The following is a 12,661-nucleotide window of genomic DNA, read 5'->3' on the forward strand; positions in this document are numbered from 1 at the left end:
CGGTGCGCGGAATCCTGCTCGCCGGTGGAACCGGCTCACGACTGTGGCCCATTACCATGGCCATGTCGAAACAGTTGATGCCGATCTTCGACAAGCCGATGATTTACTACCCGCTTACCACTCTGGTATCAGCGGGGATCCGGGAAATTCTCGTGATCACCACCCCCGAGGACCAGCCGCTCTTCCAGCGCCTGCTGGGCGACGGCAGCGGGCTCGGGCTCTCCCTGTCCTACGCCGTGCAGCCGAGCCCCGACGGGATCGCCCAGGCGCTCAAGATCGGCGCAGACTTCATCGGCGACGAGCCGGTCGCGTTGGTGCTGGGCGACAACATCTTCCACGGCGTGGGCCTGGGCCGTCAGCTCGCCCGGTTCTCTACCCCCGCGGGTGGCCGCGTCTTCGCCTATCCGGTGGCCGACCCCGAGCGCTACGGGGTGGTGGAGTTCGACGACAACGGCAAGGTTCTCTCGATCGAGGAGAAACCCGACAAGCCCAAGTCGACATACGTCGTTCCCGGCCTCTACTTCTACGACGCCGACGTGGTGCGGATCGTGGAGAAGCTGGTGCCCAGCGCGCGGGGCGAGCTGGAGATCACCGCGGTCAACGAGGAGTACCTGCGCCAGGGCCGGCTCGACGTGACCGTCCTCGACCGGGGCACGGTCTGGCTGGACACCGGCACGTTCCAGTCGATGGTGCAGGCGTCGGAGTACGTGCGGGTCATCGAGGAGCGGCAGGGCCTCAAGATCGGTTGCATCGAGGAGGCGGCCTGGCGTCTCGGCTTCATCTCCGACGACGGCCTGCGTTCCCTGGCGACGCCGCTGCTCAAGAGCGGGTACGGCGATTACCTGGTGCGACTGCTCGACTCCGGCCGGTTCGGGGGTGCGCTGTGAAGATCCGGCCGCTCACCATCGAGGGCGCCTACGAGATCACCCCGGTCCAGCACGGCGACGGCCGCGGCGTGTTCCTCGAGTGGTACCGCTTCGACAGGCTGGCCGAGGTCGTCGGGCACCCGCTCGACCTGGCACAGGCCAACCTCTCCACCTCGGCGCGCGACGTCGTGCGCGGCATCCACTTCGCCGACGTGCCGCCCGGCCAGGCCAAGTACGTGACATGTGTGTCCGGCGCGATCCTCGACGTGGTCGTGGACATCCGGGTGGGCTCGCCGACCTTCGGCGCGTGGGAGGCCGTCCCGCTGGACGACCGGGAGCGCAAGGCCGTGTACCTGGCCGAGGGCCTCGGACACGCGTTCTGCTCGCTGACCGAGGGCGCCACGGTGACGTACCTCTGCTCGAGCACCTACCGCCCGGGGCACGAGCACGGCGTCGACCCGCTCGACCCCGAGCTCGGCATCGCCTGGCCCACGACCGCCCCGTCGCTGTCCACGAAGGACGCAGCGGCGCCGTCGCTCGCGGAGGCCCGGGCCACGGGCCTGCTGCCGCAATTTGAGGTCTGTAACACATTTATCGCGGAACGTGGTCGGATTTAATACATAGCGCTTTCCCCTCCGGCCGATTGACCCGTACCGTGCGATGGAGTATGAGTTGCAGGTCCATCGCAACATTTAGGGAACATTAAGTTCCGAAAAATGGCAATGTTCCGGTACGCCCGATTTGACCGCCCTGCGCAGCATTTGGAAATGGCATCGTCCGATTCGCCATTCCTCTCACACGGAAAGGTGTAGCGCGCGGCCCACACGATTAAGCAGGCTCTCCGTTGGAGTCCGACGGGCCACCACCCGGCGGTCAAAATCTGAACTAGTTACACACTCGCTCGACCGGCATGTCCGACAGAGGCACAAAAACGGACCGTGGTTGACCGCCATCAATGACGGAGGCTAGGCGTGCAGACGATCGACCCAAGATCCACCGTCGATCTCACCCAGGAAGAACCGCTGCTCACACCCGTGCGGCGGCCCGAGTTCCGCCGAGCCGCGCCGCGCCCCGACTGGCGCGGCCGGTACGCCTGGGGCTTGTACCTCATCGACTACGCGGTCGGGCTGGTGGCGGCCTGCTCGGCGCTCTTCATCCGATTCGGGAACTACAGCCCGGCGCCGTTCCTGCTGGTCTATCTGCTGCTGACGTTGCTTTTCCCGCTCGCCTGGATCGCGGTGCTGGCGCTCAACCGGGCGCACGAGGGCCGGCACCTGTTCGTCGGCACCGACGAATACGCGAGAGTAGTTCGATCCGGACTAGGCCTGACTGCTACGCTGGCCATTTTTTCCTTCGCGTTCGACCTGCGTTTGGCTCGCGGATACGTGCTAATCGCGGTTCCGCTGGCCACGGCGCTCGGCCTGGCCGCGCGATATGCCTATCGGCGATTGCTGCACCGTTCGTGGGCCAACGGTAACCGTCTGCACCGGGTCATCCTGGTCGGGCACGCGCGGGCCGTCGCCGACATGACCCGCCGGCTGCGCCGCGAGAGCCACCACGGCCTCGGCATCCTCGGCGCCTGCGTGCCGGCGAGCCAGATCAGCGACGCCGACGCCATCGCCGGACTGCCCGAGATCTACGGCGACTTCGACGGCGTGGCCGCCGCGGTCAGCCTCTCCGGCGCCGACACGGTGGTCGTGCTCTCCTGCCCCGAGATCGACGGTCCCGCGCTGCGCCGCCTCGCCTGGCAGCTCGAGCGGGACGAGATCGACCTGATCGTGGCCAGCACGCTGGTCGACGTGGCCGGCGACCGCACCACGATCCGCCCGGTCGACGGCCTGCCGATGCTGCACGTCGAGCACCCGCGGCTCAAGGGCAGCGCCCGGCTCATCAAGACCGCCTTCGACCGGGCCGGCGCGTTCGCGTTGCTGGCGCTCAGCTCGCCGTTGCTGCTCACCCTCGCCCTTCTGGTGAAGTTCGGGCCCGATGGCCGCGGCCCGGCCATCTTCAAGCAGGAACGGGTCGGCAAGGACGGCCAGCTGTTCATGCTCTACAAGTTCCGCACGATGGTGGTCAACGCCGAGGCGCGCCTGCAGGAGCTGCGCAACCTCAACGACACCGACGGCGAGCTGTTCAAGATGCGCGAGGACCCCCGGGTCACCCCGGTCGGCCGCTGGCTGCGCCGCTTCTCGCTCGACGAGCTGCCCCAGCTGATGAACGTGCTGAAGGGCGACATGTCGCTGGTCGGCCCCCGCCCGCCGCTGTCCCGCGAGGTCGCCGGATACCCCGCCGACATGCGCCGGCGGCTCGCGGTCAAGCCCGGCATGACCGGCCTGTGGCAGGTGTCGGGCCGGTCCGACCTGTCCTGGGACGAGTCGATCCGGCTCGACCTCACCTACGTCGAGAACTGGTCCCTGTCCATGGACCTCGCGATCCTGGCCCGTACCGTCAGCGCCGTCGCGCGCAGTTCAGGTGCTTACTGACATGACAAAGACTCCCCGCCTCACGGTGATCGGCACCGGCTACCTGGGCGCCACCCACGCGATCTGCATGGCCGTCATGGGCTATGAGGTCATCGGCGTCGACGTCGACCCGGTGAAGGTCGCCAAGCTCGCCTCGGGCGAGGTGCCGTTCTTCGAACCCGGACTGCCCGAGCTGCTCGCCAAGGCCCTCGAGACCGGCCGGCTGCGGTTCACGACGAGCCTCGCCGAGGCCGCCGCCTTCGGCGACGTGCATTTCATCTGCGTGGGGACGCCGCAGCGGAAGGATTCGCCGGCGGCAGATCTCACGTACGTCGACAGCTCCGTCACCGAGCTCGCGCGTCACCTGACCCGCCGCGCCCTGGTGGTCGGCAAGTCCACGGTTCCGGTCGGCACGGCGGGCCGGCTCGCCCAGCTGATCCGCGACGTGGCGCCGGCCGGCGACCAGGTCGAGCTGGCCTGGAATCCCGAGTTCCTGCGCGAGGGCTTCGCGGTCGACGATACGATGAAGCCGGACCGGATGGTCTTCGGCGTCACCAGCTCCTGGGCCGAAGAGATGCTGCGCGCCGCCTTCCGGCCGGTGCTCGCACAGGGCGTACCCGTCAAGGTGACCGACCTGCAGACCGCCGAGCTGGTCAAGGTGGCGGCCAACTCGTTCCTGGCCACGAAGATCTCGTACATCAACGCGATGGCCGAGATCTGCGAGGCGACCGGCGCCGACGTGCACGACCTCGCCGAGGCCCTCGCGTACGACGAGCGGATCGGCGGCAAGTTCCTGCGCCCCGGGCTCGGTTTCGGCGGCGGCTGCCTGCCCAAGGACATCCGGGCGTTCACGCACCGGGCCGAGGAGCTGGGGGTCGGCCAGGCCGTCGGGTTCCTGCGCGAGATCGACGGCATCAACACGCGCCGCCGGGCCCGCACGGTCGACCTGGTGGTCGAGCTGTGCGACGGCGACGTCAGCGGCAAGCGGGTCGCGGCGCTGGGCGCGGCGTTCAAGCCCAACTCCGACGACATCCGCGACGCGCCGGCGCTGGACGTGGCGGCGACGCTGGCCCGCATGGGCGCCGACGTGATCGTCTACGACCCGGCGGCGATGGACAACGCGAAAAAACAACACCCCGAGCTCGGGTACGGGGTGAACGCGCTCGACGCGGCCCGTGACGCCGACGTGGTGGTCCTGCTGACCGAGTGGACCGAGTTCCGCGAGATCGACCCGGCCACCATGGGCGCCGTGGTCGGCCGGCGCAAGCTGGTCGACGGCCGGCACGCCCTCGACCCGGTTCAGTGGCGCGCGGCCGGCTGGGAGTACCGGGCCCTGGGCCGCCCCTAGGTTTCGCTTGGTTTCATGCGGGCCGCCCCGGGTTTCGAGGGCGGCCCCTTCAGCGCTCAGGCGTTGCGCACCGCGATCAGCGACTTGGTGAGGCCCGCGAAGCGCTCGGCCCGCAGCTCCGAATCCGGGAAGTAGTAGCGCATCTGGGTACGGCCGAGGAGCTCGACCCACAGCGCCGACTCCACCGCGCCCTTCTTGTCGCCCGGCGGCGTGTGCACCAGCGGCCACTTGCGCAACATCGCGGCCTGGGCGGCCGCGGGCATGAACTGCATGCCCGGCGCCACGAAATGCGGTTCGATCGGGAAATACCGGTACGGCGTCTGCACCCAGTGCGCCGGCGCCAGGTCGTGGATCGCCTCGGCCAGCCGCAGGCGGCGCTCGTGGCCGCCCACATGCTCGATCACCGAGTTGGAGAAGACCAGGTCGTACCGGCGCTTGCGGATCTCGGCCGGCAGCTCGCAGGCATCGCCGAAGTCGACCTCGGCCCAATTCGGCAGCTCGCCGCTCTCGAGGCCGGTCTCGCCCTCGAGATTGACGATGTGCACGTGTCGGGGCCGCACCGGCGCGTTCACCCAGCTGCTGGCCCGGCCGCCGAGGTCGAGGACGCTCATCTCGGCGAGATCGGGAAATTGCTGCGACAGCCAGCCGGCACGCCTGGACCTCAGACGGTCACCGACGGAGCCCGGGCGATCAACGAATCGCCAACGTAGAGAATGGACGCCCACAGCTATGCACGTTAACCAATACGGTGGACCGGAAGTACGCCCGTTCGGCCAGCGAAATATGGCGACTAACCGACAATGACCGTGACCATCCGGCCGTATCGTGACACCTCATCGGCGGGCAGGATGGTCGGGTGGAAAACAGCCGCGAGTCGGTGGCGGTCGTCTCCGTCACGTACAACAGCGCCGGCCTGCTGCGCGACCTGATCGCCTCGCTCGGCCCCGGCCTCGAAGGCATCAACTGGCACCTCACGGTGGCCGACAACGCCTCCGCCGACGACAGCGCCGGCGAGGTGCGCCGGCTGGCGCCCGAGGCCCGCGTCGTCGAGATGGGCCGCAACGCCGGGTACGCCGCCGGCATCAACGCCGCCGTGGCCGCCGCTCCCGCGCACACCGCGGTGCTGGTGCTGAACCCCGACATCCGCCTGCGGCCCGGCTGCGGCGCTGCCCTGGTGGCCAACATGCGCCGCACCGGCGCCGGCATCGTGGTCCCCCGGCTCGAGCGCGGCGACGGCTCCGCGATCGCCGTGCTGCGCCGCGAGCCGTCCGTGCCCCGCGCGCTCGGCGACGCCTTGCTAGGCGCCACCCGGGCCGGCCGTTACCCGCTCCTGGGCGAGCTGGTGGTCGGCGACGAGCATTATCGGCAGGAGTCCGCGGCCGACTGGGCCGCCGGCTCCGCGATGCTGATCGACAGTGCCTGCTGGGACGCGCTGGGCCCCTGGGACGAGAGCTTCTTCCTGTACTCCGAGGAGACGGAATACTCGCTGCGCGCCCGCGACGCCGGCTTCGTCACCCGCCTGGCGCCCGACGCCCTGGCCACCCACCTCGAGGGCGATTCCAAGGTCTCCCCGCGCCTGTGGGCGCTTCTGACGGTCAACCGGGTGCGGTTGTTCCGGCGACGCAACACCGCGGCCAGCACAGCGGCCTACTGGGCCGCGCTGCTGCTACGCGAGACCTCCCGCTCGGTGCGCGGCAACCAGGCCAGCCGCGCGGCCGCGGCGTCGCTGCTGAGCCGCACCCGCATGCGCCAGGAGCCCGGCCCGACTTGGGGCTTGGAGATCTGAGGTCGGGGCACAAGACCGATCCGATACCAGATCGCCAGGACATGGCCTGGCTAGACGGTGAATCGGCCGACGATTTTGCGCAGATCGGCGGACATTTCGGCGAGTTGGCCGGCGGCTCGGTGCGCCTCGCCGACGCCGACGGTGGTGAGCTGCACGGACGCGGCCACCTCGGTGATGGTCGACGCGACCTGGCTGCCGGCGGACGCGGCCTCGGCCACGTTGCGGCTCATCTCGTTGGTGGTGACCGTCTGCTCCTCGACGGCCGACGCGATCGTGGTCTGGAAGTCGTTGATCCGCCCGATGATCTCGCTGATCTCCTCGATCGCGGTCATCGCCCCGGTCGTGTCGGCCTGGATCGCCGCGACCCGGTTGCCGATGTCCTCGGTCGCCTTCGCCGTCTCCTGGGCGAGATCCTTCACCTCGCTCGCGACGACCGCGAAGCCCTTGCCCATCTCGCCGGCCCGCGCCGCCTCGATCGTGGCGTTGAGCGCGAGCAGGTTCGTCTGCTCGGCGATGGCGGTGATCACCTTGATCACGTTGCCGATCTCGGCCGACGAATCGCCCAGCTTGGCCATCACGGTGTTGGTGGTGGCGGTGACACCGACCGCGCGGGCGGCCACCTCAACGGCCTGGGTGGCGCTCTGGCTGATCTCGCGGATCGAGGCGCCCATCTCCTCCGCGCCGGCCGCGACGGTCTGGATGTTCGTCGACATGAGCGCGGCGGACTCGGCGACGGTGCCGGCCTGCGCGGCGCCGGCCTCGGCGCTGCGGGAGCTTTCCTGGCTGGTCCCGGCCAGCGAGCCGGCCGCCTCGGTCAGCTCGGTCGCGTGCCGGCCGAGGTCGCCCACGGTCTGCCGCAGCGTGCCGGTGGCCCGGCGCAGGCTGTCGGCCATCCGGCCGAGCTCGTCGCGCTGGTCGACGTCGGCGTCCTTGGTGAGGTCGCCGTCGGCCACCGCGTCCAGCACGATCGACACCTTGCGCAGCGGCCCGACGATCATGCGGGCCACCACGAGGGCCAGGAAGATGCCGAGCGCGAGCGCGATGGTCAGCGCGATCACCAGCGCGGTGCGGGTCGACTCGACCGTCGCGCCGAAGTCGGGCCCGGCGATCAGCGCCGCGTCGGCCCGGGCGATCTCGTCGCTCAGCAGGCCCTCGTACGCCTTGCGCAGGTCCCGGTTGGCGTTCATGGCGGCGTCGATCGCGCCGCTCTTGTCGGTGCGGTAGGTCGTGAACTCGGCGTCGATGGCCGTGAACCAGGGGTCGGTGGCCGCCTTGATCTTGTCGACGGTCGCTTGCTCCCCGGCGCCGCCGAGCGTTCGTGCCGCCGCCAGACTCTTGTTCACCTCGTCCTGGCGGCCGAGCGCCTCGTCCTTGAAGTCGGCGCCGCCGTCGATCAGGTAGCCACGCTCGTCGTTCGCGGCGGCCTTCGCCTCCAGCGCGGCCTCGTTGAGACTGGTGATGTAGGGGACGCCGCGCTGGAGCTCACCGTTGCGCGTGCTCTGCAGATTGGCGATGCCGACCAGCGCCATCGTGCCGGTGACCATCGTCCCGGCGATCGCCACACCGGCGACCGCGAGGATCTTCCAGGAGACCGTGCGGTCCCGCATCCAGCGTCCGGCCCCCATGGCCATCCTCCCCTGTCTCTAGTCTTCGAGACTCATCGGCAGGGCGTCCGGGCGGCTTAGCGGGGGACAGCAACGCATTTGAATACGCGGAAATATGGCGGTCGGGCCTGTCCTAGTCGACCGTAGGTGTGTGGCCGGCGGCGACGGCCTTCAGGACGTCGGCGTGGCGGCGTAGGCACTGCTCGGCGGAGAACTCGGCCAGGGTCTCGGCGCGCAGGGCGGAACGGCGCTCCGCCCAGTGCGCGCGGTCGCCGATCAGCTTGGCCATCGCGGCGACCAGCTCGGCCTCGTTCTGCTGGGGACGGAAGCGCAGGTCGCTGATCGTGCCCCAGTCGAGCGCGGTCGGGTCGCCCGCCGGGTGCTCGACGAGGATGCCGCGGTCGCCGGCCGCCAGTTGCTCGCGGGCGCCGCCGACGTCGGTCATCACCGTGGGTACGCCGCTGGTCAGCGCCTCCATCGAGGCGAGCGACCAGCCCTCGAAGAACGAGTCGAGCACGAAGCCGTCGGCCGCGGACAGCAGCGCCGCCGGGTTGGGGCAGTGGCCGCGCAGGTGGATCCGGTCGGCCACGGCCAGCTGGTCGGCGTACGCGCGGACCTGGGCGTAGTAGCGGGCGTCGTCGGCCCGGCCGGCCACCAGCAGGTGCGCGTCGGGATGGGCGGCGGCGACCTCGGCGAACGCGGTCAGCAGGGCGTACGTGTTCTTCTGAAGGCCGTAACGGGCCAGGGAGAGAAAGAGGAACTCGTCGCGCAGGCCCAGGGCCTCGCGGGCCGACGCCCGGTCGACCAGCCGGACCCGCTCGGGGTCGACGCCGTTCGGGATCGTCACCAGACGGTCGGCGGGGAAGTCGGGGTTGCCGGCCAGATACTGCCGGCGGACCAGCTCGCTGACGGCGATCTGGGCGGAGATCTGCCGGGCCCGCTCCCGCTCCCCGGGCCACACCTCGGGGTGCAGGAAGTGGTGCATGCCGTGCAGGGTCTCGACGTACGGCACGCCGAGGTCGGCGGCCGCGGCGGGCAGCCACTCGGGTGCGCCGTGCGCGCTGATCACCGCCGGGTCGAAGGCGCGCAACTGGTCGCGGCACGTCTGCTCGTCGAGCGCGAGCGTGGCAACGCCCTCGCTCTCCAGCTGGGCCACCAGCCGGCCGGCCTCGCCCTGGTAGCCCGCCATCCGGGTGCCGGCGTAGGCGACGACGGTCTGGACCCCGAAGCGAGGCAGACGGCGGCCCAGGAAGGCCACGAACTCGTCCATCCCGCCGACGTCGAGGACGTCGATGGCGATGACCGCTCGCAGCGGCTCGCCGGTGACGGCGGCCGTGGCCGGCGGCGCTGCCCGGACCGGAGCGGGCCGGAGCGAAAGCAGGTCGCCGCCCGGGCGCCCGGCGACCAGTGGGACGGTCCAGTCCTCGGGCGGGCCGGCAGGCGCGTCACGGTCGGCGGCGTCGAGCCGGGCGAGGACCCGGCCGCCGAGCCGCCGCAGCGGCGCCGGAACGCTGTGTGCCCGGCGCTGGGCCCAGAGGGTGAAACGCTGCATGGTGGTCCTTCCGCCGATGCCGCGAGGCCGATGCCGCGTCAGACGCTGAGGCCGCGTCAGACGCTGAGGATGCGTCAGACGCTGAGGATGCCGAGCCGCCGGGCCAGCTTGAGCGAGCGGTCGAAGATGACCAGGCCGCCGGTGAACACGACCAGGCAGAAGATGACCAGGATGGCGATCGCCGCGCCGGTCGAGTACTCGGTGGCCGGCGGGTTGGCCATCAGCAGGTTGCGCTCGGCGCTGATCACGTACGAGTGCGGCACCAGGTAGCTGATCCAGCGGATCCAGCCGGGCAGCACGCTGATCGGGAACAGCGCGCCGCCGAGCACGCCGGCCGCCAGGGCGTAGATCGAGATGACCGGCTCGCCGCGCTTGAACAAAATCAGGAAGCTCGCGGCCAGGGTGCCGATCGCGTTGCAGGCCACCACGCCGAGGAAGAGCACCACCAGGGCGAGCGGCACCGCGGAGAGCTTGATCGGCGCGCCCAGCAGGACGCCGATCGCCACCATGATGCAGGCGAGCAGGGCGCCGGTGATGCTGCGCCAGATGTTCATCGCGACCGGGATCAGCGCCCACGGGACCGGCTCGACGAGGTATGTCTCGAGGGTGCCGCGCTCCTGCGCGTACGTGAGCCGGTTGGTCAGGCCCGTAAGGGCCTCTTGCAGGCCGGCGGCGACCGCGGTGCCGATCAGCATCACGGTGAACAGGTCGTCGCCCATGTTCAGGAACGTGCTCTGGAAGTAGTAGAGCAGGACCGGGAAGACCACGGCCACGTAGCGCAGCAGGCTCGCGGCCGGGAACATCCGCTCCTCGACCAGGTCGATGCGGATGTAGCCGCCGAACGTGTCGAGAATCTGGCGGAACCGCGAGCGAGGCCGGATGACCTGCTTGTACGTCAGCGTGGTCACCTTGACTTGCTCCCCACCGGCGCGTCGGCGCCGTAGACCTGGGCAATGAGATCGCGCAGTGGCATCGGGATCTCGCGGATGTGCTGGATCGAGGCGGCGAGGGGGCCGAGCCCGGCCAGCACCGCGCCGACACCGCCCTTGGCGCGCAGCCGGCAGCGTACGGCCGGGCCATCGGCCTCGATCTCGAGGCCCTGAGCGATGAGCTCGGCGCCGGCGTGCCGGGCGGTCACCTCGTCGCCGAAGACGAGCTCGAGGCGGGGCGCCTCCCACTCGTCGCGCAGGCTCTGCAGGTCGCCCGAGTACTTGACCCGGCCGCGGTCCATCAGCAGGGCCTGCGACTGGAGCGCCTCGATCTCCTCGAGCCGGTGCGAGGAGATGAGCACGGCCAGCTGCTCCTTGGCGACCAGATCGGTGATCAGCTTGAGCAGGCCGTGGGCGGCGATCGGGTCGACCGCGCCGGTGGGCTCGTCGAGGATGAGCGCGCGCGGGGCCGGCAGCAGCGCCCGGGCGAGCCGCAGCCGCGCCTTCATGCCGGCCGAGAGGCTGGCCACCACCGCGTGCGTCTGCGGGATGAGGTTGACCGCTTCGAGCACATGCCGGATGCGCTCGGCCAGGTCTTTCTTACTCATGCCCTGCAGGCGGCCGTGCAGCTGGAGGTTTTCGTTGCAGGTGGCGCGCATCAGCAGGCTGCGGTCCTCGGACGGCATCCAGCCGACGACCTGCCGGACCTGCTCGGAGTCGCGCTCGACGTCGAGGCCGAGCACGTTTCCGGTGCCGTCGGTCGAGGTGGTCAGGCCCACGATGATGCGGAAGAGCGTGGTCTTGCCGGCGCCGTTGGGACCGACGATGGCGCAGATCTCGCCCTCGCGGACCACCAGGTCGACGCCGTCGAGCGCCTTGACCGGCTCCTTGATGTGGCTGCGCGCGAGCGCCCGCATCCAGCGCGGGGTGGGCTCGTAGAGCTTGGTGAGCCCGGACAGGACGATCACGTCCTGCGGCGTCTCGGTCATCGTCCGGCTCCGATCGAGCCCACCGGGCTCATCAGGCCGGTGCGGCGCCACTGCCGCCAGCGCAGGCGGCCCGTGATGTCCTCGACCGTACGGCTGATCACTGTGTTGCCTCCCCGGCCGCGAGCGCGCAGCCGTTCGTAGTCTTGCCAGAGAGCAGGGTCGCGATCCGGCGGGCACAGCTCGGCGGCCAGCGCGACGAGCCGGTCACGCGGCTCGTCCTCGCTGTCGGGGCCGGGCTGCGCGGCGGTGACCAGCGCCTCGCGCGCGAGCGAGCGCATCGCGACGTCGAGCAGGCCGTGGCCGGCGGGCAGGAAAGCCTCGTCTTCGGAGAACAGGATCTCGAAGGTGAGTTTGCGCTGGACGATATCCGTGTGAACACCGGCGAACATCTGGACGTGCATGTTCGCGCCGTGCTTGCGGTAGTACGCCTGGTCGGCGCCGTTGATGCGGCCGATCGCGCCGCGGGTGCCGGCCCGCAGCCAGAGCAGGAAGTCGGCGGCGTGCGGCAGCCGGGCGTCGTAGCCGACCAGCTCACGCATCACCGACCCGCGCATCACCACCTCGGGGGTGGAGACGGGGTTGCTCATCCGGCGGCACATCTGCTCGATCCATTCGGGGCCCTCCCAGATCGACCAGGAGCTCACGGTGGTGCGCGGCGCGGGCGGCTCATCGGCGAAGGTCGGCGAGAAGCCGTAGACCATGGCGACCTCGGGGTGCGCCTCCATCAGCGCGACCGAGCGGGCCAGTGAGCCGGCGCTGAGCAGGTCGTCGGCCGAGAGCAGCACGACGTAGTCGCCGTCGACCGCGGCCAGGCCCTCGTTGTAGGTGGCGATGTGCCGCTTGTTGGTCTCGTGGGCGATCAGCCGGACCCGCGGGTCGGCGTCGGCGAGCTTGCGCGCCACCTCGGCGCTGCCGTCGGGCGAGGCGTCGTCGACGATCAGCACGTCGACGTCGACGTCCTGCTGGCTGAGCACGCTGTCGACGCAGCCCGGCAGGTAGTGCCCGTAGTTGTAGCAGGGGATCATGACCGAGACCCGCGGCCTGGTCCGTAACGGCTGGGGCGCCACTCGGGTCACCATCGGCCGCCCCCGTGCTGTTTCCGGTAATCCACCGCTACCTCGCTAG

General features: G+C 70.3%; 11 protein-coding genes. 5 read left to right on the top strand and 6 right to left on the bottom strand.

The window, feature by feature from the left end:
• The first annotated feature begins 2 nt into the window (after positions 1–2).
• The 4 genes from rfbA to ACIA5D_RS41140 all read left to right on the top strand — a co-directional run bounded on the left by rfbA (position 3) and on the right by ACIA5D_RS41140 (position 4,676).
• Positions 3–887: a glucose-1-phosphate thymidylyltransferase RfbA gene (gene rfbA / locus ACIA5D_RS41125; RefSeq protein WP_396035973.1), complete on the top strand. Its 885-nt coding sequence runs from the start codon at positions 3–5 to the stop codon at positions 885–887.
• Complete coding sequence (locus tag ACIA5D_RS41130; protein WP_396035974.1) at positions 884–1,483, top strand: dTDP-4-dehydrorhamnose 3,5-epimerase family protein; 600 nt, start codon at positions 884–886, stop codon at positions 1,481–1,483. The genes rfbA and ACIA5D_RS41130 overlap by 4 nt, the downstream gene beginning before the upstream one ends.
• 354 nt (positions 1,484–1,837) lie before the next feature.
• The gene (locus tag ACIA5D_RS41135) at positions 1,838–3,349 is read left to right on the top strand and encodes a sugar transferase (protein ID WP_396035976.1); all 1,512 of its coding nucleotides are present in this window, start codon (positions 1,838–1,840) and stop codon (positions 3,347–3,349) included.
• A 1-nt stretch (position 3,350) separates the two neighbouring features.
• Positions 3,351–4,676 carry a UDP-glucose dehydrogenase family protein gene (locus ACIA5D_RS41140; RefSeq protein WP_396035977.1) on the top strand — a complete coding sequence of 442 codons (1,326 nt, stop codon included), beginning with the start codon at positions 3,351–3,353 and terminating at the stop codon, positions 4,674–4,676.
• 56 nt (positions 4,677–4,732) lie between these two features.
• On the opposite strand, the gene ACIA5D_RS41145 is transcribed toward ACIA5D_RS41140, so the two are convergent.
• Positions 4,733–5,401, bottom strand: a complete 669-nt coding sequence (locus ACIA5D_RS41145; RefSeq protein ID WP_396035978.1) for a class I SAM-dependent methyltransferase — start codon at positions 5,399–5,401, stop codon at positions 4,733–4,735.
• Positions 5,402–5,532: 131 nt separating this feature from the next.
• Between ACIA5D_RS41145 and ACIA5D_RS41150 the strand changes: the two genes are divergently transcribed.
• A complete protein-coding gene (locus tag ACIA5D_RS41150; protein ID WP_396035979.1) occupies positions 5,533–6,462 on the top strand; it encodes a glycosyltransferase in 930 nt (309 codons plus the stop codon).
• Between the two features lie 50 nt (positions 6,463–6,512).
• Here ACIA5D_RS41150 and ACIA5D_RS41155 read toward each other — a convergent pair whose 3' ends face one another.
• The 5 genes from ACIA5D_RS41155 to ACIA5D_RS41175 all read right to left on the bottom strand — a co-directional run bounded on the left by ACIA5D_RS41155 (position 6,513) and on the right by ACIA5D_RS41175 (position 12,615).
• Positions 6,513–8,087, bottom strand: coding sequence for a methyl-accepting chemotaxis protein (locus ACIA5D_RS41155; RefSeq protein WP_396035980.1), 1,575 nt, complete (start codon positions 8,085–8,087; stop codon positions 6,513–6,515).
• 112 nt (positions 8,088–8,199) lie between these two features.
• A complete protein-coding gene (locus ACIA5D_RS41160) occupies positions 8,200–9,618 on the bottom strand; it encodes a glycosyltransferase family 4 protein (protein ID WP_396035981.1) in 1,419 nt (472 codons plus the stop codon).
• A gap of 74 nt (positions 9,619–9,692) precedes the next feature.
• Positions 9,693–10,526, bottom strand: a complete 834-nt coding sequence (locus tag ACIA5D_RS41165) for an ABC transporter permease (protein ID WP_396035982.1) — start codon at positions 10,524–10,526, stop codon at positions 9,693–9,695.
• Positions 10,523–11,536 carry an ABC transporter ATP-binding protein gene (locus tag ACIA5D_RS41170; RefSeq protein ID WP_396035984.1) on the bottom strand — a complete coding sequence of 338 codons (1,014 nt, stop codon included), beginning with the start codon at positions 11,534–11,536 and terminating at the stop codon, positions 10,523–10,525. Before ACIA5D_RS41170 ends, ACIA5D_RS41165 begins: the two co-directional genes overlap by 4 nt.
• A complete protein-coding gene (locus tag ACIA5D_RS41175; protein WP_396035985.1) occupies positions 11,533–12,615 on the bottom strand; it encodes a glycosyltransferase family 2 protein in 1,083 nt (360 codons plus the stop codon). The genes ACIA5D_RS41170 and ACIA5D_RS41175 overlap by 4 nt, the downstream gene beginning before the upstream one ends.
• Between the last annotated feature and the right edge of the window lie 46 nt (positions 12,616–12,661).

The organism is Actinoplanes sp. NPDC051513, from assembly GCF_044454685.1.
Lineage (GTDB): Bacteria > Actinomycetota > Actinomycetes > Mycobacteriales > Micromonosporaceae > Actinoplanes.

Bases quoted from the DNA above. Each gene is read 5' to 3' on its own strand.
- ACIA5D_RS41170 (WP_396035984.1), bottom strand. From the start codon at position 11,536: ATGACCGAGACGCCGCAGGACGTGATCGTCCTGTCCGGGCTCACCAAG.
- ACIA5D_RS41140 (WP_396035977.1), top strand. From the start codon at position 3,351: ATGACAAAGACTCCCCGCCTCACGGTGATCGGCACCGGCTACCTGGGC.
- ACIA5D_RS41175 (WP_396035985.1), bottom strand. From the start codon at position 12,615: ATGGTGACCCGAGTGGCGCCCCAGCCGTTACGGACCAGGCCGCGGGTC.
- ACIA5D_RS41155 (WP_396035980.1), bottom strand. From the start codon at position 8,087: ATGGGGGCCGGACGCTGGATGCGGGACCGCACGGTCTCCTGGAAGATC.
- ACIA5D_RS41160 (WP_396035981.1), bottom strand. From the start codon at position 9,618: ATGCAGCGTTTCACCCTCTGGGCCCAGCGCCGGGCACACAGCGTTCCG.